Source organism: Candidatus Brevundimonas phytovorans (assembly GCA_029203145.1).
Lineage (GTDB): Bacteria > Pseudomonadota > Alphaproteobacteria > Caulobacterales > Caulobacteraceae > Brevundimonas > Brevundimonas phytovorans.
The window spans coordinates 1,128,785-1,148,366 of record CP119309.1; the positions used below are offsets into that span (position 1 = coordinate 1,128,785).

19 protein-coding genes are annotated in these 19,582 nt (G+C 67.9%); 7 read left to right on the forward strand and 12 right to left on the reverse strand.

What is annotated here, in order from left to right; translation table 11 throughout:
* Window positions 1–42: 42 nt before the first annotated feature.
* From P0Y52_05360 to P0Y52_05395, 8 genes are all read right to left on the reverse strand, one after another.
* Complete coding sequence (locus P0Y52_05360; GenBank protein WEK58969.1) at window positions 43–1,089, reverse strand: L,D-transpeptidase; 1,047 nt, start codon at window positions 1,087–1,089, stop codon at window positions 43–45.
* 230 nt (window positions 1,090–1,319) lie between these two features.
* Window positions 1,320–2,456: an aminotransferase class I/II-fold pyridoxal phosphate-dependent enzyme gene (locus P0Y52_05365; protein WEK58970.1), complete on the reverse strand. Its 1,137-nt coding sequence runs from the start codon at window positions 2,454–2,456 to the stop codon at window positions 1,320–1,322.
* On the reverse strand, window positions 2,453–3,262 hold the full coding sequence (gene rsmA / locus P0Y52_05370; GenBank protein WEK58971.1) for a 16S rRNA (adenine(1518)-N(6)/adenine(1519)-N(6))-dimethyltransferase RsmA: 810 nt from the start codon (window positions 3,260–3,262) through the stop codon (window positions 2,453–2,455). The genes P0Y52_05365 and rsmA overlap by 4 nt, the downstream gene beginning before the upstream one ends.
* A 9-nt stretch (window positions 3,263–3,271) precedes the next feature.
* Window positions 3,272–4,291 carry a 4-hydroxythreonine-4-phosphate dehydrogenase PdxA gene (pdxA, locus tag P0Y52_05375; protein ID WEK58972.1) on the reverse strand — a complete coding sequence of 340 codons (1,020 nt, stop codon included), beginning with the start codon at window positions 4,289–4,291 and terminating at the stop codon, window positions 3,272–3,274.
* Entirely contained in the window at window positions 4,288–5,619 is a 1,332-nt protein-coding gene (locus P0Y52_05380; GenBank protein WEK58973.1) for a peptidylprolyl isomerase, read from the reverse strand. The genes pdxA and P0Y52_05380 overlap by 4 nt, the downstream gene beginning before the upstream one ends.
* Before the next feature lie 104 nt (window positions 5,620–5,723).
* A complete protein-coding gene (gene lptD, locus P0Y52_05385) occupies window positions 5,724–8,201 on the reverse strand; it encodes an LPS assembly protein LptD (protein ID WEK58974.1) in 2,478 nt (825 codons plus the stop codon).
* A 41-nt stretch (window positions 8,202–8,242) separates the two neighbouring features.
* Entirely contained in the window at window positions 8,243–9,346 is a 1,104-nt protein-coding gene (lptG, locus tag P0Y52_05390) for an LPS export ABC transporter permease LptG (protein WEK58975.1), read from the reverse strand.
* Window positions 9,343–10,536 carry an LptF/LptG family permease gene (locus tag P0Y52_05395; GenBank protein ID WEK58976.1) on the reverse strand — a complete coding sequence of 398 codons (1,194 nt, stop codon included), beginning with the start codon at window positions 10,534–10,536 and terminating at the stop codon, window positions 9,343–9,345. The genes lptG and P0Y52_05395 overlap by 4 nt, the downstream gene beginning before the upstream one ends.
* A 96-nt stretch (window positions 10,537–10,632) precedes the next feature.
* Between P0Y52_05395 and P0Y52_05400 the strand changes: the two genes are divergently transcribed.
* From P0Y52_05400 to P0Y52_05420, 5 genes are all read left to right on the forward strand, one after another.
* A complete protein-coding gene (locus P0Y52_05400; protein WEK58977.1) occupies window positions 10,633–12,108 on the forward strand; it encodes a leucyl aminopeptidase in 1,476 nt (491 codons plus the stop codon).
* Window positions 12,109–12,135: 27 nt separating this feature from the next.
* Window positions 12,136–12,597 (forward strand): DNA polymerase III subunit chi, encoded by a 462-nt coding sequence (locus tag P0Y52_05405; protein ID WEK58978.1) that lies wholly within the window; start codon window positions 12,136–12,138, stop codon window positions 12,595–12,597.
* An 83-nt stretch (window positions 12,598–12,680) separates the two neighbouring features.
* On the forward strand, window positions 12,681–12,932 hold the full coding sequence (locus P0Y52_05410; protein WEK58979.1) for a hypothetical protein: 252 nt from the start codon (window positions 12,681–12,683) through the stop codon (window positions 12,930–12,932).
* Between the two features lie 19 nt (window positions 12,933–12,951).
* Complete coding sequence (locus P0Y52_05415; GenBank protein WEK58980.1) at window positions 12,952–13,239, forward strand: hemolysin; 288 nt, start codon at window positions 12,952–12,954, stop codon at window positions 13,237–13,239.
* Window positions 13,240–13,244: 5 nt separating this feature from the next.
* Complete coding sequence (locus P0Y52_05420; protein ID WEK58981.1) at window positions 13,245–13,511, forward strand: hypothetical protein; 267 nt, start codon at window positions 13,245–13,247, stop codon at window positions 13,509–13,511.
* A gap of 38 nt (window positions 13,512–13,549) precedes the next feature.
* On the opposite strand, the gene P0Y52_05425 is transcribed toward P0Y52_05420, so the two are convergent.
* Together P0Y52_05425 and P0Y52_05430 are read right to left on the reverse strand one after the other, a co-directional pair.
* Entirely contained in the window at window positions 13,550–13,807 is a 258-nt protein-coding gene (locus tag P0Y52_05425; protein WEK58982.1) for a DUF2164 domain-containing protein, read from the reverse strand.
* A complete protein-coding gene (locus P0Y52_05430) occupies window positions 13,807–15,690 on the reverse strand; it encodes an ABC-F family ATP-binding cassette domain-containing protein (protein WEK58983.1) in 1,884 nt (627 codons plus the stop codon). The genes P0Y52_05425 and P0Y52_05430 overlap by 1 nt, the downstream gene beginning before the upstream one ends.
* A 96-nt stretch (window positions 15,691–15,786) precedes the next feature.
* On the opposite strand from P0Y52_05430, the gene ndk reads away from it, so the two are divergent.
* Window positions 15,787–16,206, forward strand: coding sequence for a nucleoside-diphosphate kinase (ndk, locus tag P0Y52_05435; GenBank protein WEK58984.1), 420 nt, complete (start codon window positions 15,787–15,789; stop codon window positions 16,204–16,206).
* A 152-nt stretch (window positions 16,207–16,358) separates the two neighbouring features.
* Window positions 16,359–16,565: a hypothetical protein gene (locus P0Y52_05440; GenBank protein WEK58985.1), complete on the forward strand. Its 207-nt coding sequence runs from the start codon at window positions 16,359–16,361 to the stop codon at window positions 16,563–16,565.
* 83 nt (window positions 16,566–16,648) lie between these two features.
* On the opposite strand, the gene P0Y52_05445 is transcribed toward P0Y52_05440, so the two are convergent.
* Together P0Y52_05445 and purN are read right to left on the reverse strand one after the other, a co-directional pair.
* On the reverse strand, window positions 16,649–18,709 hold the full coding sequence (locus P0Y52_05445; GenBank protein WEK58986.1) for a peptidase M13: 2,061 nt from the start codon (window positions 18,707–18,709) through the stop codon (window positions 16,649–16,651).
* Between the two features lie 109 nt (window positions 18,710–18,818).
* Window positions 18,819–19,439: a phosphoribosylglycinamide formyltransferase gene (gene purN / locus P0Y52_05450; protein WEK58987.1), complete on the reverse strand. Its 621-nt coding sequence runs from the start codon at window positions 19,437–19,439 to the stop codon at window positions 18,819–18,821.
* Between the last annotated feature and the right edge of the window lie 143 nt (window positions 19,440–19,582).

Below are 19,582 nucleotides of genomic sequence, written 5' to 3' on the forward strand. Positions count from 1 at the left end.
TCCGGATAGCGGCTGTGCCGCTTCAGGGATGACGGCTGGCAGTTAGCGGAAGATCACCCGCACGCCCGGTTTGACCTTGGACGCCAGCTGTTCGGCGTCCCAGTTGGTCAGCCGCACGCAGCCGCTGGAGAAGGTCTTGCCCACCTTGGACGGATCAGGCGTGCCGTGGATGCCGTAGGTGTCGCGCGACAGGTCGATCCAGACTGAACCGACCGGATTGTTCGGCCCCGGCGGCACGATGACCTTGCGGTCGCCCCGATCATAGCTGACCCGGTCGGGGTCGTAGGTGTAGTTGGGCTCGGGCGCGACGCCGATCACGGTCAGGTCGCCGGAGGGCGCGGGCCGGGCCGAACTGCCGATGGTGGCCGGATAGAAGGCCAGAAGCTTGTCATTGGAGTCGTAGGCGCGGACCGAACGCTCGGTCTTGTCCACCACGATGCGCGCCACATCGCCGGCCAGATCGGTCTGAGCGACGGCGGCGACGATAATGCTCTGACCCGCCTTGCCGAAATCGACTCCGGGGTTGAGGGCGCGCAGCAGACCCTCGGTCATGTGGAACTTCTCGGCGAAGGCTTCCAGCGGCGTGGCGTAGCCGACTGTGGTCAGCTTCGACATGGCCTGAAGGTCGGAGGGGACCTGACCGATAAAGGGCCCGGCCAGATCGGCGGCGGTGATGGTGTAGTCGGCCATGACCTTGCCCGTGTCGCCCGCCGTCAGGCGTCGGAAGACCTCGGCGTCCAGCACGCCGTCCTCCGGCAGACCTGCGGCCTTTTCGAAGGCGGCGATGGCCTGACGCGTGTTGTCGCCGCCCAGGCCGTCGATGACGCCGGGCGAGAAGTTGGCGCGGTCGAGCAGGATCTGGGCGCGGGCGATGGCGGGATCGGGCGTCGCGGGCGCCGTCTGGGCGTTGGCGGGTGGCGGCGGCACGGCCTCGAACATAGCCGCTTCGATGGCGTCGCGCGTCACGGTTGGAGCGGCCGCGGCCGACGGCTGTTCAGGCTTTGGCGTCTCGGCGGGCGATCCGCAGGCGGTCAGGAAGACCAGGGCGAAGGGCAGGGCGGCGGAAGCGACGAGACGCGATTTCGGCATGAAGGCTCCGAAGGTTTCGGGCCCTGACGAACGCGCCTAGGCGCTGAGACGTTCCTCCCTTTGATCCTCCCCTGCGAAGCGGGGGAGGGGGACCATGCGCAGCATGGTGGAGGGGGCGAGTTCAATCAGGCGACGCAGAGTGAGTTGGCGGAGCGTCTGTATCAGCCCCCTCCACCGCCCACGGCGGTCCCCCTCCCCCGTAAACGGGGGAGGATCAGCCTAGTTCTAGTTCACCCAGCTTGGCGCGCCGCGAAGAAGGGCTTGATGCGGTTGAGGGCGTCCTCGACCTGGGGCGTCGAGACGGCGAAGCTGAAGCGGATGAAGCGGTGGCCGTTGACCGGGTCGAAGTCGACGCCGGGGGCGGTGGCCACGCCCGTTTCGCGCAACAGGGCCTCGCAGAAGCCGATGCTGTCGTCGGTCAGGTGGCCGATGTCGGCGTAGATGTAGAAGGCGCCGTCCGGCGGAGCGATGGAGCGCAGGCCCATGGCGGGCAGGGCGTCGAGCATCAGGGCGCGGTTGGCGCGATAGACGTCGATATTGGCCTCCAACTCGTCCTCGCAGTCCATGGCGATCAGGCCGGCGTGCTGGCTGAGCGTGGCGGGCGTCAGGAACATGTTGCCGACGCGGGCGCGGGCCTGGGGCACCTCGGCCTCGGGCAGGAGCAGCCAGCCCAGGCGCCAGCCCGCCATGCTCCAGTATTTGGAGAAGCTGTTGACGATCAGGGCGTTCGGCTCGAACTGCAGCATGGACGGCGTCGGGCCGGTGTAGGACAGGCCGTGGTAGATCTCGTCCGAGATGACCGAGATGTTGCGCTCGCGGCAGACCTCGGCGATGGCCTTGAGCTCGGCCTCGGGGATGATGGTGCCGGTCGGGTTGGCGGGGCTGGCGATGATGACGCCAGCGGGCGCGGGATCGAGAGCGCGGAGGGCCTCGGCGGTCAACTGGAAGCGCACCTCGGGGCCGCAGTCGATCTCGACCGGCGCCATGTGCAGGGCCTTCAGGGTGTTGCGATAGGCGACGTAGCCGGGACGCGCGATGGCCACCCGGTCGCCGGGCTGGAAACGCATCATCAGCGCCAGCACCAGGGCGGGCGAGGCGCCCGCCGTCATGACGACCCGCTCGGGATCGACGCTGACGCCGTAGCGGTCGTCGTAGAGCTTGGCGATGCGGGCGCGCAGGGCCGGGCTTTCCCAGTAGCCGCCGGGCTCTGAGTCCAGAATGCGGTGCGCCTGGGCGATGGCGGCGTCGGGCGCGCCGGTCGAGGGCTGGCCGAACTCCATATGGATGATGGAGCGGCCCTGGGCCTTCAGCTCATGGGCCAGTCGGCTGACGCTGATGGCGCGGAAGGGGTCGATTTCAACGGTCATTGCAGGGCGTCGGCCAGGCGGAGGAAGCCGGCGATGTCGATGACTTCGGCGCGGGCGTCGGGTTCGATGCCGGCGGCTTCGCACAGGGCGGCGCCGCCGAGTTGCTTCAGGCTGGAGCGCAGCATCTTGCGGCGCTGGCCAAAGGCGGCGGCGGTGACGCGCTCCAGCTTCTTCAGCCGCTCGGGCGAGGGGCGATCGGCCAGCGGGACCACATGCACGACCGCGGAGGCCACCTTGGGCGGCGGGGTGAAGGCGGCGGCGGGCAGGTGCATGACGATGCGGGCCTCGGCCACGGCCTGGGTGATGACGGCCAGACGGCCATAGGCGTCGTCGCCGGGGCCGGCCACGATGCGCTCGGCCACTTCCTTCTGGAACATCAGGGTCAGGGCGCAAGGCTGCCACGGCCCGGTCAGCCATTTGATCAGCAGGGGGGTGCCGACGTTATAGGGCAGGTTCGACACCAGATGGGTCGGGCCGTCGGCCAGTTGCGCCTCGCGCACGTTCAGGGCGTCGCCCTCGACGATGGTCAGGCGGCCGGAGCCGTCGTCCAGTTCGCTGAGCAGGGGGATGAAGCGGGGGTCCTTCTCGACCAGAACCACGCGCCCTGCGTCGCTTTCCAGAATGGCGCGGGTCAGGCCGCCGGGGCCGGGGCCGACCTCGATCACGGCGCGGCCCTCGAAGGGACCGGCGTAGCGGACGATCTTGCGCGTCACATTGAGGTCCAGCAGGAAATGCTGGCCGAAGCTCTTCTTGGCCAGCAGGCCGTGGGCGTCGAGCGTTTCGCGAAGGGAGGGAAGGTCCGTCATACGGACGCCTTAGCGCGTGGCGCGCGCCGCCGCCATCTCTGAAGCCAGTCGCACGGCGGCGATGAAGCTGTCGGCGCGGGCGATGCCCTTGCCGGCGATGTCGAAGCCGGTGCCGTGGTCGGGCGAGGTGCGGACGATGGGCAGGCCGAGCGTGGCGTTGACCCCGCCCCAGAAGTCCAGCGTCTTGACCGGGATCAGGGCCTGATCGTGATAGAGGCAGACCGTCGCGTCATAGCGGGCGCGGGCTTCGTCGTGGAACAGGGTGTCGGCGGGCAGGGGATCGGTGATGTTCAGCCCCTCGGCGCGCAGGGCGGCGGCGGCTGGGCGCAGGATCTCGATCTCTTGCAGGCCGATCGAGCCGCCTTCGCCCGCGTGAGGGTTCAGGGCGGCCATGGCCAGGCGCGGAGCGACGATGCCGAAATCGCGCTTCATCGATTCGTGGACGACGCGGGCGACGCGCATGACGCGGTCCGCCGTCACCAGCTCGGGCAGTTGGTCGATGGCGACGTGGATAGTCACCAGACAGGCGCGCAGATCCTTGGCCGTCAGCATCATGACCGGGCCGCGCGTACCGCTGAACGGCATGTCGGCGGTCAGTTCGGCGATGAACTCGGTGTGGCCGGGGAAGCGGAAGCCCGAGGCGTACATGGGCGCCTTGGCGATGGGGGCGGTGACGACGCCGGAGCCTTCGCCCGAGATGACCAGATCAACAGCGCGCTCGATCCAGTCGGCCACGGCGACGGCGTTGCGCGGATCGGGCTGGCCCGGCGTGACCGGGGCGGGGGCCGGGTGGTGCAGGACGGGAATGGCGCGGCCAAAGACGGCGGCGGCCTCTGACGGGCTGAAGATCTGCTCGACCTTGACGCCGTGCCCGGCCAGCACGTCGGCGTCGCCGATGACGGCGAAGGGTGTGACGGGGGCGAGCGGGCCGGGCGGCGTGGCCAGAATGGGCCACGCCTTGGCGATGATCTCTGGCCCCACGCCGGCGGGGTCGCCCATCGTTACGATGAGCGGCCGCCCGGTCGTCATTGCTTGACTTCGATCAGGGCGTCGGCCCGCAGGTCGCGCAGATAGCGGCGGCCCAGCATGGCGTAGTTCTGATTTTGCAGGCGGGCTTCGACCTGTTGCGCTGAGGGTGCTTCCGGGCCGCCGAGACGGCGACCGCAGACGGCGAGCAGGTGGACGCCCAGCGGGCTGCGGACGACGCTGCTGACCGAGCCGACGTCGGCAGAGCGGGCGACCTGCTGGAACTGCGGCAGGAGGTTGGCCACGTCGCTTTCGCCCAGGTCGGCGCCGAGAAGGCCCTGTTCCGAACGGGCGCGCTCAAGGATGTTGTCGCAGGTCAGGCCGGTGCGCAGGGCCTCCAGACGCTGGCTCGCGGCGGCGACTTCGGCCTCGCTGGCGGTTTCCGGCAGTTCGACCATGACCTGCTTCATCTGAACCAGGCTGGTGGCCGCGCCGGAACGCTTGTCACGCATGTAAAGGATATAGACGCCGCCATCGACGGGGATGGGATTGGACAGCTGGCCGACCTCCAGCGTCTCCATCGCCTGTTGCAGGGCGGGCTGGACCGAACCTTGAACCACCCAGCCGGCGTCGCCGCCGCGGGCCGCCGAAGGGGCGGCGGAGAACTGTCGGGCGACGGCCATGAAGGGCGCGCCCTGGATCATCTGCTGGACCAGTTGGCGGGCGCCGTTGACGGCTTCCTGCATACCGCCGACGCGGTTGGCCTCGATGTAGATTTCGCCGACCAGATATTGAGGCTTGGTCGCCGACTCGGTCAGTTGGCGCATGGCCTGCTCGACCTGAGCGCGCGTCACCTTGGCGCGGTCGCGGAAGCGGCCGCCGACCAGTTCGCGCCAGCCGATCTCGGTGCGAAGCTGCTCGCGGAAGGCCTGGGGACGGATGCCGCCCTGTTCCAGGAAGGCCATGTAGTTTTCAGGCGTCGTCCCAGCCTCGCGGGCCATGCCGGCGATTTCCTGATCCACTTCGGCGTCAGAAATCTTGAGCTGTTCGAACTTGGTGAGTTCGGCGGCCTGAAGATGCTGTTCGATCAGGTCGTTCAGCGCCTGTTGCTGGATGGCGCCGATGTTTTCTTCGGTCGGCTGGACCTGGGTCATGGCCATCAGGACCAGCATCCGCTGACGCAGGTCGAAGCCGGTGATGATCCGGTCATTGACGGTGGCGATGATGCCGTCGGACATGCGGAACTGCGGCGCGGCGGCGCGCGCGCGTTGCGGCGCCTCCTCGGCGGCGGGGTTCAGGGTGCCGGCGGCGGGGGCCGTCTGGGCCAAGGACGGTCCGACAGCCGTGCAGGCCATGAGCGCGGCCATTGCCACGCCGGTCGTGTAACGCATCAAACGCATCGTCAGTCCTGATTCCCTAAAGCGGTCTCGACACGGATCGGCGGCGCCATCAGACGTTCCGAGCCATCTTGGGCGCACGCCCCTGCACGCCATGCTTACCGCATATCATTTCGATCATAACCTGAACCTCCGAAAGTGGCGAGGTTAAGTCGGATATAGACGCCCTCGGAGGGGCCGGTCGGGCGCACGCGGGTGTTGTCGCGGCGCCAGCCCAGTTCGAATCGGAAACAGTCGTCGTCGAACAACAGGCCGACTTCGGAGCGGGTGATGACGTCGCGTTCCAGGTCGGCGATGCCGTTGACCGCCACGCCCCAGTTCCCGTGGACGAATTGCTGGCCGGAAAGCTGAACGAATTCATAGTTGCGGTTGAGCGGGCCGGCGACCGGGTTCGAGCGGTCGATGATGTAGCTCATGCTGGCCGCGTTGCGACGCCCCCAGCGCCCGTCCACGGTCGTTTCCGCGCGGCGAACCTCGCCGCTGCCGTCCACGGTGGCGTGGAACCAGCCGCGGATACGGTCCGAAGGCGAGAAGGTCGCCTGAACGACCCAGTCGGAGGTGCGCGACGCGACACCGGCGGGATCATAGAGGCGGGCCGGATCGTCCGGGATCGGCGTCAGGAACTCGCGCTGGTCGTCAGCGCGGATGCTGCGGCCCAAGAACAGGCTGGCGGAGCGCATATCGTCCCAGCGCAGAGTGGCGCGGGCGCCGGCGGTGAAGCGCACGCCGCCTTCCATCAGGTCCTGACCGGGGAAGCGATCCATGCGGAACAGGGAGGTCTCGTCCAGTTCCAGCGTCTGGCTGTCTTCGTTGGGGATGCGCGGGTCCAGATCGGCCCTGGTCGAGGCGGACAACTGGGCCATCGGCTCCAGAATCAGGTCGGAAGAGGCGCTGAGGCGGCGATAGAGCGGATAGCTGACGTCCACGCCGGCGCTGGCGCGGCCGCGCGACAGAACGTCGGAGGTCTGACCCAGCATGGGCGGCAGGTCGTCGACGGAATAGACGTCCAGGCGGGCGTCCACAAAGGGCTCCCACCGCAGGCCCATCGGGGTGATGATGGTCCGTCGCCAGTCGACCTGGCCGGTGATGCGGCGGCTGTCCACGCCCGGGAGGCCATCGGTCGGGCCGACAGGGATCAGTTCCGGGCGCAGGGTGGGGAAGCCGACATAGGCGTCGCGGGTCAGGGCGACCGCCGAACCGCGCAGGCGCAGGCGTCCGCCGAAGACGGGACCTTCCGGCTCCCACCGGGCGTCGATGATGGGCGCCACCAGAGGCAGGGTGTTCTCGCGCTCGAACACCTTGAAGCCGTCAGGGTCGCGGAAATCCGTCGCCGAATAGCGCGGGTCCAGTCGCAGGCTCTGGATCGAGAAGGCGGCCACCGACAGATAGGACCGCTCGGTCTGGCGTTCCGCGTAGACCTGGCTGATCAGGCGGCGGCGGTCGCCGTAATAGAGGCCGTTGTCCTGATAGGGAGAACTGACGTCGTAACGGTCGAACAGGGTCTTGTCCGACACCCGCTCGGCGGTGAAGCCGAAGCGCCAGGGGCCTTCGATATCGAACTTGCCGTGGGCCAGAAGGTAGCTGCGGCTGGTGCGGTCGCCGAAGCGGACATTGCTTTCAGTGTCGCCGTCGCCGTCCAGGTCGAAGTCGCCGAAGTTGCGGCCATAGGTGTAGCCGCCGCGCGCGACGATGGTCCCGGTCTCGAACCGGCGACGCCATTGCAGGTTCAGCAGGGGCGCAACCTTGGTGTTGATCTGCGGACTGATCAGCCAGTCCTCGGACGGCGACACCACCACCAGATAGGGCGCCTCGACCGAGCCTCCGCGGCCTTCGTCCCAGTCCACGCGAGGGATCAGGAAGCCCGAGGCGCGATCGACGCTGGGATCGGGGTGCGCAAACGCCGGCAGGTAGAAGACCGGCACCCCGCCGACGCGGAAGACCACGTTGCGATACAGGATGGCGCGCAGGTCCTGATCCTGGACCGCCTTGTCGGCCTCGATGGAGACGCTGGGCTGCTTGGGCCCGTCCACGTCGCAGATCGGGCAGGGGGTGAAGATGACCCGGTTCAGTTCGCTGACGTGTTCCGAACGGCGCACGGCGGTGGCGGCCATCAGGCTGGCGCCGTTGGCCAGGCGCAGCGCCAGATCGACGGCGACGCCGGCGGTGAAGTCGGAATCCAGTTCGACACGGCTGGCGTGAAGGACGGCGCCGTCGGGGGCGACCACTTCGGCGCGACCGGCGGCGGTCGCGACGCCGCTTTTCAGGTCGTAGGTGACTTCTTCGGCGCGGATGCTGTGGTCGCGGGTGCGCGCGAAGACGCGGTCCTCAGGCGTGCCGCGGGCGGTGACGACATCGCCTTCGCGGCTGGCGGCGTCGGCGTTCACATAGAGGCTGCCGGGCGTCAGGCCGTCGGCGCCCGGCGTCGTCGGCGGGGGCGCAGCCGCGGAAGGCTGGGCCGCCTCCTGTGTCGCCTCTTGGGCCAGGGCCGGCAGGGCGGGCATGCACGCCATCAGCGCCGCGCCGGCCAGGAGCCGGACGCGCAGGGCTCCCTCACGGGGAATGCGGCGATCACTCATGCGGAATCCACTCATTTGCCGGGCGACCGGAAACCGTCCGATTAGCCGTCTTCTGTATAGAACAGCAAGGTAAAGGCGGCGAGCGCCGTCAATACAGGCGGCAGCCAGGCCGCGAGGAAGGGCGGCACGACCTCCGCCGAGCCCATGGCCGACGAAAACTGGTTCACGAAGAAGAAGGCGAAGCCCAGCACCACGGCCGCCACGGTCATCCGCGCCAGATCCCCCAGACGCATCAGGCGCAGCGAGAAGGCGGCGGCCAGAATCGACATGGCGGCGAACATCAGGGGCGTCGCCAGAAGCTGTTGCAGGCGCAGTCGATAGGCGGTCGAGGCGAAACCGGCGTCCTCGATTCGCTGGATCTGGTTGGGCAGGGACCAGAAGGGCGTCGACTGGGGCCGGGCGAATCGCTGGAACGCTTCTTCGTCGGCCAGGTTCGAGGGCAGGTCGAGGGTGGCGTAGCGCACGGCGCGTTGCCCCGTCTGAGCCCCGGTGGCGTCCGTCAGGCGCCAGCGGCCGGCGGTCAGCGACGCCGTGGCGGCGTCGATGCGCTCGGTGAAGGTGCGCCTGCCGTCCGGGGTGGTGGTGTAGATGAAGAAGCTGGCGTCCAGCAGGCGGCCGCTGGCCGGGTCCTGTCGTCCGCCGCGAATGATCATCTGCCGGGCGGCGTCGCCTTCCCGCAGCCAGACGGCCTGTTGCGCCTCCAAGCCGGGGGTCGAGCCGGAAATACGGCCCCGCTCGCGCTGCCACAGGCCGTCGCCCGCGGCCGCCATGGGACCGAAGACGGTGACGCTGACAACGCCCAGCACCAGGGCGGCGCCGGCGGCCGGCAGGACGAAGCGCCAGGCCGAGACGCCGGCCGCGCGCATGGCGATCAACTCGCTGCGGCGGTTCAGGCCGACGAAGGCCGCCAGGGTGCCGAACAGGAAAACGAAGGGCAGAAGCTGGATGATGACGCTGGGCGACTTCAGCAGCACCAGGCCGAAGATGCGGGCTCCGGACAACTCGCCGGACGAGTTCAGCCCGCGCGACACCTCGACGAAGTCGATCAGCATCACCAGGGCGGAGATGATCGCCAGAGCGACGGCCAGCGCGCGGAACTGCTGGACCAGGACGTAGCGCTCGATGCGGCCGAGACGGAGCCTCATGCGAACCTCGCCTTGAAACGCTCATAGGGGGCCCAGACTCGCCGCCGGTGCGGCTTGAGCGCGCGGAACAGCAGACGCAGGGCGACGAAGCTGACGCCCAGCGGCAGCAGGTATTGCAGCAGGTTCAGCGCCCCGTTCCAGGCGCTGGCGGCGACCAGGCCGTATCCGACGACGCGCACCACCAGAAACACGCCCGCCGCCTTGGCGATGCGGCCGCTGTAGCCGGTCCGGCTGAAGGAACCGCCCAGGATGGCGGTCAGGGCCAGGGCCATGGCCGCCAGGGCGTAGAGGGGCGAGGCCAGGCGCGAATGCGCCTCGGCCATCAGTTCGCCGCGCGTGCCGGCGCTTTCCAGCAGAGCAGGCGTGGGATCGAACAGTTCCGTCAGCCACAGATCGGACGGCTTGAAGCGGATGCGCTCGGTCGTCTTGGTGTAGGGCGACAGGTCGAAGACCTGCTGGTCGAACGACAGCTGGTTCAGCACGTCGCGCGACGAATAGCGCTGCATAGAGCCGTTCTGCATGGTCAGGATCGGGACCCCGTCGATGCGGCCGAAGCGGGCGGTTTCGGCGTCCCAGGTCGTCACCGTCTTGCCGTTGTCGAGATAGACGAACAGGTTCTTCAGCAGGCCGTTCTGCTCGATCTGCTGCACATAGACGGTCAGGCCGCCAGGGCCCTGAACGAAGCGGCCTTCCTCGACCAGCAGGGCGGCGAGATCGGTGCGGATGGCGAAGGCCTGACGCCGCGCCTCGCGCTGGGCCCAGGGTTGGACGAAGACGTTGGAGAGAAGGGCGACCACGGCCACGATGACCGCGATCTGGACCGCGGGCCGGATCAGCGACCAGCGGCTGACGCCCGCCGCATAGGCGGCGGTCAGTTCCTGCTCGCGTTGCAGCCGTGTCAGGGCGATCAGGGCGCCGACGAACAGGCCGATGGGCAGGATGACGGCGATTAACTGGGGCAGGGTCAGCAGGGTCAGCTTGGCCATGACCCAGATGCTCTGGCCGCGCTCGACGATGACCTCGAGCTGATCGAGGCTCTGGCTCAACAGGCCGATTCCGGCCAGCGCCGCGCACGCCGCCACGACGGGCAGACCGATCTGGCGGAAAAGATAGCCCTGAATCAGCGTCATGGTCTGGAAAGAAAGGGTTTTGGGGGCGAGCGAGTTGCAGCCGCGAGCGATGCGGGCCATGTAATACACATCCGAGCGCAACGGCGAAACAGCCGGTGCGCCCATGTCTGATTCAAGCACGACCGGGGCATAGAACCTCGGCCTGGAGTAGGTTTCATGAAAATCGAGTTCGTCGCTTCCCCCAGCGCCGCTCAAATCCTTGCCGTCCTGGTCCATGACGGCCGGGTGCTGGCTGGCACGGGCTCGGCCCTGGACGCCGCCGCCTCGGGCGCTCTCAGCAAGGCGATGGGCAACAGCCGCTTCACCGGCGCCCCCAACAGCCACCTGACCGTGGCGGCCCCGGCCGGCGTCGACGCCAACGCGGTGCTGCTGGTCGGCGCAGGTGCGGCGGACAAGTTTGACGATCTGGCGGTCGAGACCGCTGCGGCCGCCGCCTATCACGCCGCCAAGCTGTCAGGCGCGGAAGTCCTGACCATCGACGCCGCCCACCTGTCGGCGGAACAGGCCGCCCGCGTCGGCTTCGCCGTGCGTCTGGCCGCCTATCGCTTCGCCAAATATCTGACCAAGCAGAAGGCCGACAAGATTCCGTCGGTGACGACCGTGCGCGTCGTCACCGCGGACGCCGCCGCCGCCGAGGCCGCCTTCCAGCCGCTGTCGGCCGTGGCCGACGCCGTCCTGTTCTCGCGCGATCTGGTCTCGGAGCCGGCCAACGTCCTCTACCCGGCCGAGTTCGCGCGCCGCGTGAAAGAGCTGGAAGCCCTGGGCGCCACGGTCGAGATTCTGGGCGAAGCCGAGATGGAAAAGCTGGGCATGCACACCCTGCTGGGCGTCGGCTTGGGCTCGGAGCGTGAAAGCCAGCTGGCCGTTATCCAGTGGAACGGCGGCAAGGCGGGCGAGGCCCCCATCGCCTTCGTCGGCAAGGGCGTCTGCTTCGACACCGGCGGCATCAGCCTGAAGCCGGCCGACGGCATGGAAGAGATGAAGTGGGACATGGGCGGCGCCGCCGCTGTGGCCGGCCTGATGCACGCCCTGGCGGGCCGCAAGGCCAAGGTCAATGTGGTCGGCGTCCTCGGCCTGGTCGAGAACATGCCTGACGGCAAGGCCCAGCGTCCGGGCGACGTGGTCGTGTCCATGTCGGGCCAGACGGTTGAAGTCCTGAACACCGACGCCGAAGGCCGCCTCGTTCTGGCCGATGCGCTCTGGTACACGCAGGAGCGCTTCAAGCCGAAATTCATGATCGACCTGGCCACCCTGACGGGCGCCATCATCATCTCGCTGGGTCTGGAATACGCCGGCGTCTTCTCGAACAACGACGACCTGGCCAACGGCATCCTGGCCGCCGGTCCCAAGGTCGGCGAGAACGTCTGGCGCCTGCCGATCCCGGCGGCCTACGAGCGTCACATCGACAGCCCGATCGCCGATGTGAAGAACACCGGCAACGGCCGCGCCGGGGGCTCGATCACCGCCGCCCTGTTCCTGCAACGCTTCACCAACGGCGTGCCGTGGGCGCACATCGACATCGCCTCGACCGCCTGGGTCAAGGACAGCCGCAACCCGACCGTGCCGGACGGCGCCGTGGGCTATGGCGTGCGTCTGCTGGACCGCATGGTCGCTGACAAATACGAAGCCTGATCCGACGTTTTCAGAGGGTAGGGCCGGGTGTCTGACGCAAAGCCGGAAATCTGGTTCTACCACCTGGAGCGCTCGACGCTGGATCAGGTGCTGCCGGGCCTGCTGGAGAAGACCCTCCAGCGGGGCTGGCGCGCCCTTGTGCGCGGGGCGGTTGCGCATCGCCTCGACGACATCGACGAGCACCTGTGGACCTGGCGCGCCGACAGCTTCCTGCCGCATGGCCTGGCCTCAGAGGCGCACGCCGTTCGCCAGCCCATCCTTCTGTCCGAATCGGGCGAGAACCTGAATGGTGCTCAGGCGCTGTTCATCGTGGATGAGTCAGAGCTGGGGGCCACGGAAGGGTACGAGCGGTGCTTCATCATTTTCGACGGTCGAAACGAACAGGCGTTGCAGCAGGCGCGCGAACGCTGGCGCACGCTGAAGGCGGTCGGCGCCAATCTGGCCTATTGGAAGCAGACGGACGAGGGGCGCTGGGAAAAGGCGGCCTGATCGTCTCTCTTGCCGCCTTGGGGCTGCTGGCGGTCGCCGGCTGCTCATCCTCGTCGCCCACGACGCGCGCCTCCGCACCCAGCATGGTCGAGCAGGCCCGGCAGAGCCAGCCGGTCGGCACGCGCATGCCGCAAGGCGAGGCCGATATGTGCAAGGCGGGAGATCTGCAATGGCTGGTCGGGAAACCACGCACCGAGATACCCGTTCCGGTGGATGTGGTGAACCGCAGGGTGGTCTGCACCACCTGTCCCGTCACTGAAGACTATTCGCCTTACCGATTGAATATATTCTACAATCAGCAAACCGGCATCGTCGAGCGCGTGAGCTGCGGCTAGGTCGAACAGGAGAGACGCCATGAAGACGATTCTGATGCTGACGGCCTTTGCGGGCGCTGTGGCGCTGTCCGCCTGCGCGCCGGGCATGACCGCGCCGGGCGGCGAGCCGACGCCGGTGATGTGCAAGGCCGGCGACTATCAGGAGTATGTGGGGCGTAACCGCTCTGCCATTCCGACCGCGCCCGCCGGCCGCATCTTCCGTGTCCTGTGCAGCAGCTGCGCCGCCACCATGGACTATCGCGATAACCGCGTGACCTTCACCTATGACGACACCACCAATGTCGTGACGCGCGTTTCGTGCGGATAAGGGCCTTGCCAATCCTGGGGGCGGCTTTGGTCGCCCTCGGGGCCTGCGCCCCGGTCACGACGGCTGAGCCGGTCGATCAGGCCCAGCGTTGCGATCCGGCGGCGGGCCAGTCGCTGATCGGCAGCCATGTCGGGGCGGTGGATTTTGCTTCCAACGCCAATGTCCGCATCATCTGCACGACCTGCCCGGCGACGATGGATTACCAGGCGGAGCGGACCAATATCCGCTTCAACGACAAGACCGGCATCATCGAAAAGGTCGACTGCGGCTGATCCGCTTACAAGTCTGAATGACGCCAAGCGGGGCGGGTCTAGCGGCCCGTCCCGCTTTCGCGTTCCAGAGCGTAGATGGCGTCGGCGATGTCCTCGGCCTTGGCCGTGACTACGGCCTGGGCGTCGGCCAAGCCTCGATTGTAGAACCAGCCGCCGATCTGACCGCCGAAGAATTCCAGCACCATCTCGGCCTGAAGCTGGCTGATGTCCTGATCCAGCTCCTTGCAGAAGAAGTCGCGGATGCGGCCGCCGATGGCGGTGCGCTCCTCCTTGGTGAACTGGATCGGCTTGCTCATCAGGACACGGCGGCCAGAGCTTCTTCGGCCTCCATCCAGGCGGCCTCGGCGGCCTCCAGATCGGACTGGGTCTTGGCGCGGGCGCGCGTCAAGCCTTCCAGCGCCTTCGGGTTCGACACAGCGGCGTTGGCCAGGTCGTCGTCGATGCGGCCGACCTCGGCGGCCAGGGCGGCCATGCGTTCTTCGGCTTTCTTCACCGCATGACGCAGGGTCGAGGGCGACGGTCCTGATTTCTTGTCGTTTTTCTTCTTTCCGCTCTGCGAGGGGGCGGCGGCGACGGCCTCGTCCTTGATCTGGGTTGGTTTGACGGCTGCGGCCTTGGCGCGGTCGAGGACGAACTTCTGATAGTCGTCCATGTCGCCGTCATAGGGCTTCACCGTGCCGTCGGCGGCCAGCCACAGGCGGTCTGCGACCATCTCCATCAGCGAGCGGTCGTGAGTGATCAGGATGACGGCGCCGTTATACTCGTTCAGCGCGTCCAGCAGGGCGCGGCGGCTGTCGATGTCCAGGTGGTTGGTCGGTTCGTCGAGGATCAGGACGTGGGGCGCATCCATCGCCACCATGTTCAGCAGCAGACGGGCGCGCTCGCCGCCCGACAGGCTCTCGACCGTGGTTTCCTGCTTCTCGAAGCCCAGACCGAACTGGGCCAGCTTGGAGCGGCGGCTGCTTTCGCTGGCCTCCGGCATCGCCCGGCGGATGATCTCCAGCGGGGTGTCGGTCGGGTCCATGGCCTCGATCTGATGCTGGTGGAACCAGCCCACGCGCATCTTCCGGTCGCGATGCAGTTCGCCGTCGGACACGGTCAGGGCGCCGGCGATCATCTTGGCGAAGGTCGACTTGCCCGCGCCGTTGACGCCCAGCAGACCGATGCGGTCGTCCAGGTCCATGCGCAGGTACAGATTGCGCAGGATGGGCTTGCCGGTCTCATAGCCGACATTGGCGCGTTCCAGACGGATCAGCGGCGGCGCCAGGGGGCGCGGCGGCGACGGCAGGGTGAAGGGGGCGACGCGTTCCTCGATGGTGGTCGAGACCGGCTCCATCTTGGCCAGGCGCTTCATCCGTGACTGGGCCTGGGCGGCCTTGGAGGCCTTGGCCTTGAAGCGGTCCACGAAGGCTTGCAGGTGGGCGCGCTCGGCGTCCTGCTTGGCCTTGGCCGACAGTTGCAGACGGGCCTTCTCGGCGCGCGCCTTCTCGAACATGTCGTAGCCGCCGGTGTAGAGTTCGAGCTTACGGTTCGCCAGGTGCAGGATGTGGGTGCAGGAGTTGTTCAGCAGTTCGCGGTCGTGGCTGATGATCAGGGCCGTGTGCGGATACTTCTGCAGGCGGCTTTCCAGCCACAGGGCGCCTTCCAGATCGAGGTAGTTGGTCGGTTCGTCGAGCAGTAGCATGTCCGGTTCGGAGAACAAGGCCGCCGCCAGGGCCACGCGCATGCGCCAGCCGCCCGAGAACTCGGACATGGGGCGTTGCTGGTCGGCCTGGCTGAAGCCCAGACCGGCCAGGATCTCACCGGCGCGGGCGGGGGCTGAATCGGCGTCGATGTCGATCAGGCGCGCCCAGATCTCGCCCATCTCCTCAGGCTCGGCCGTTTCCAGCCGGGTCAGCAGGGTGTGGCGTTCTTCGTCCGCTTCCAGAATGGTGTCCAGCACGCTGTCGGGGGTGGCCGGGTGTTCCTGATCCACCGAGCCGACGCGGGCGGTCTTGGGCAGGCTGACCTCGTCGCCGTTGGCGGCCAGCTCCCCCAGAATCAGCTTGAACAGCGTCGACTTGCCAATGCCGTTGCGGCCCACCAGGCCGACCTTGGCGCCGGGCGGCAGGCTGACAGAGGCGTCGTCGAGGAACTGGCGGCCCCAGGCGTTGAACGTCAGGTTGGTGATCTGGAGCATGGAAAACGACTGACGTTGAGGTGGCGGTTGGAAAGCGGGGAGGGCGCCGCTATAAGCCCGCGACCCTCAAACTACCAAACCGCAAAGAGTCTTCCCATGACCGAACGCACTTTCTCGATCATCAAACCCGACGCCACGCGCCGCAACCTGACCGGCGCGATCAACGCCGTCATCGAAGGCGCAGGCCTGCGCATCGTCGCCCAGCGCCGCATCAAGCTGACCGAAGCCCAAGCCAAGAAGTTCTACGAAGTGCACGCCGAGCGTCCCTTCTACGGCGAACTGGTTGGCCAGATGATCGCTGAGCCCGTCGTCGTGCAGGTGCTGGAAGCCGAAGGCGCTGTCGCCAAGTACCGCGAAGTCATGGGCGCCACCAACCCGAACGACGCCGCCGAAGGCACGATCCGCAAGCTGTTCGCCCTGTCGATCGGCGAGAACTCGGTCCACGGTTCGGACTCGCTGGAAAACGCCGGCATCGAAATCGCTCAGTTCTTCACCGACGCCGACATCGTTGGCTAAGGAGCTTTTGAGGGGCCGCGATCGTCGGCCCTTCGGGAACTCCCGATCCGACGCGGCTTAGTCGCGACAATTCGGCCCGCCTCCGGAACCGGAGGCGGGCCGTTTCGTTTTCACGGTCCTGTTACCTGTTCAGCCATCAAGGAAGACCGCCCATGAAGACGATCCTCAAACTGGCTCCGGTTATCGGCGTCGTCGGCCTGTTGGCGGCTTGCGGTACGACCACGGAACAACGCGCCGCCTCGGGCGCCCTGGGCGGCGCGGTGGCCGGTCAGGCGATCGGCGGCAATACGGGCGCGACCGTCGCCGGCGCGGCCATCGGCGCGGTGGCGGGGGCTGTGACCACGCCCAAGTCGCACTGATTTCATCGGGCCTGGCCCGGATACAAGAACGGCGTCAGCTGCGAAGCTGACGCCGTTTTCGTGTCCGCTGTCGGACGCGCCGTTTACCAGATGCGGGCGCGGCTTTCCGGGGCGATGTACTGCGCCTGATCGGGCGTGACGCCGAAGGCGGCGTACCAGGCGTCGATGTTGCGCGGCGGGGTCGAGGCGCGGGCGGCGCCCGGCGAGTGCGGGTCGGTCGTCAGTTGCTCCTTAAGCGCGGCCTCGCGCGATTTCTCGCGCCAGACCTGAGCCCAGCCGAGGAAGACGCGCTGGTCGCCGGTCAGGCCGTCGATGACGGGCGCCGGCTGGCCGTTCAGGCTGCGGTGATAGGCGTCCAGGGCCATCAGCAGACCGCCGAGGTCGGCGATGTTCTCGCCCATGGTCAGGTCGCCGTTGATGGGCGTGCCCGCAATCGGCTCCTGAGCATCGTAGATGGCGCCCAGGACCTTGGCGCGGGCGTCGAAGCGCGCAGCGTCCTCGGGCGTCCACCAGTCGCGCAGGACGCCGTCGGCGTCCGACTTGCGGCCCTGATCGTCGAAGCCGTGGGTGATCTCGTGGCCGATGACGGCGCCGATGCCGCCATAGTTGACCGCCGGATCGGCGTGCGGGTCGAAGAAGGGCGGTTGCAGGATGGCGGCGGGGAAGACGATCTCGTTGCGCGGCGGGTTGTAGTAGGCGTTCACCGTCTGGGGCGTCATGCCCCATTCCAGCGGATCGACCGGCTGGCCGATCTTGCCGCGCTTCCAGGCCCAGTCGAAGGCCGAGGCGCGCTCGACGTTGCCGTAGAGGTCGCCGGCGGACAGCTCCAGGCCGTCATAGCTGCGCCATTTCTCGGGATAGCCGATCTTGACGCCGAACTTCGACATCTTGAGCAGGGCCTGCTCGCGCGTCGGCTCGCTCATCCAGTCCAGCTTCTTCAGGCGCTCGGTCATGGCGGCGCTGAGGTTGGCGACCAGGGCCTCCATCTGGGTCTTGGACGAGGCGGGGAAGTGCAGGCGAACGTATTCCTGGCCCAGAACCTCGCCCAGCTGGCCGTCGACCAGGGCCACGCCGCGGTTCCAGCGCGGACGGTTTTCGGGCTGACCGCGCAGGGTCTTGCCGCGGAACTCGAAGCGCGAGTCGACAAAGGCGTCGGACAGATAGGGCCCGGCCTGATCGACGATCTGGAAGGCTTCCCACGCCTTCAGCGTGTCCAGCGAGGTGTCGGCGAAGACCTGGGCGATGCCGGGGATGGCGGTGTTTTCCATCAGGACGATGGTCGGCACGTTGGAGATCTGGGCGCCTTGCAGGAAGGCGGTCCAGTCAAAGCCGGGGGCCAGCTTGGCCAGGTCTGCGGTGGGGGCCGGGTTGTAGATCTTGTCGATCTGGCGACGCTCGACCGTGGTCCAGTGCTTCTCGGCGACCTTGGTCTCGAAGGCGAGGATGTCGGCGGCGGCCTGCGCCGGGTTGTCCCAACCGGCGGCGGTCAGGGCGCGGGTGATGTAGGCGACATAGGCTTCACGCTGAGGCGCGAAGTCGGCCTTCAGGTAGTAGTCGCGGTCGGGCAGGCCGAGGCCGCCCTGGCCCATGTAGGCCGAGTTGAGGTTAGGGTTCTGCAGGTCCTCGAACACATCGACGCCGAACAGGGAGCCGCCGAAGCCGGCGTGGCTCTCGCCCATCAGGCGGGCCATGCCGCTGTGGTCCGCGACGGCGCGGACGGCAGCCAGGTCAGCGGCCAGGGGTTGGGCGCCCAACTGGTTGACGCGGGCTTCGTCCATGAAGCTGGCGTAGAGGGCGCCGACCTTTTGGGCGTTGGCGTTGGTGGGGTTGGCGGCGCTGGCCTCGATGATCGATTTCAGCTGGCCCTGGGCGTTTTCGTACAGGACGTCGAACGGGCCGAAACGGGCCTTGTCCGAGGGAATTTCGGTGTTCCGCAGGTAGGTTCCGTTGGCGTATTCGTTGAAGTCGTCGCCGGGCTTCACCGCCAGGTCGCGACCGCCGAGGTCAAAGCCCCAGGGGTGGATCTGAGGGGCGTCGGCAGCGGCGGCGTGGCCGGCGTGGGCGTTCTGGGCCGAGGCGGCTTGGGCGGAGAGCGCGAAGGCGAGCGCCAGGCCGGCGGCGCCCATCAGGCGGGTCTTGGACATCGGGTCTTCCCATGTGGAAACAGCGAGCGGTCTCCGACAGGGCCGGGCCGATCTTGGCCGGGAACCTGCTCCCCCCTGCGACCGCCTGTCGCATTAAAAATCGTTAAGGTTAGGCCTGCCTCTGGCGCGTGACGAAGGCCGCCAGCGTCCGTGGATAGAGGGTGTGTTCCGCTTCCTTGACCCGTTCGGCCAGGGTGTCGGCCGTGTCGCCGGGCAGGATCGGCACGCGCGCCTGGCCCAGGACGGGGCCTTCATCGACGCCCTCGGTGACCACATGGACGGTGCAGCCCGCCTCGGCGTCGCCGGCCGCGATGGCGCGGGCGTGGGTGTTGAGGCCCGGATAGAGGGGCAACAGCGACGGGTGGATGTTCAGCATCCGCCCCGCCCATTTCTGCACCAGCCAGGGCGTCAGCAGGCGCATGTAGCCGGCCAGGGCGATGACCTCGACCTCGCGTTCCACCAGCAGGGCGTCGATGGCGCGCTCATGCGCCTCACGGTCCTTGCCGAACGGCTTGTGCTCGACCGTCAGGGTCTCGACCCCGGCGGCGCGCGCCTTATCCAGACCGGCTACGTCGGCGATGTTGGAAATGACGACCACGACCTCATACGGCGCGTCAGCCGCCTGACCCGCAGCGATGAGCGAGGCCATGTTGGTGCCGGAGCCGGAGATCAGCACGGCCACGCGCGTCTTGGGCCTCGGGATCGGGGGCTGGGCGGTTTCAGTCGGCATGGCGCGGCTCGGTCGTCGGATCGGGGAGGACGCGCGAGGGATGCGGCCGCAGCCGCTGCTTGGCAAGCCCATGTCGTTATTCGGGACGGTACAAAGTCCGTTGCCGGAGTGCCCAGCTTGGCGCTAGCGTCCCGGCGCCGGGG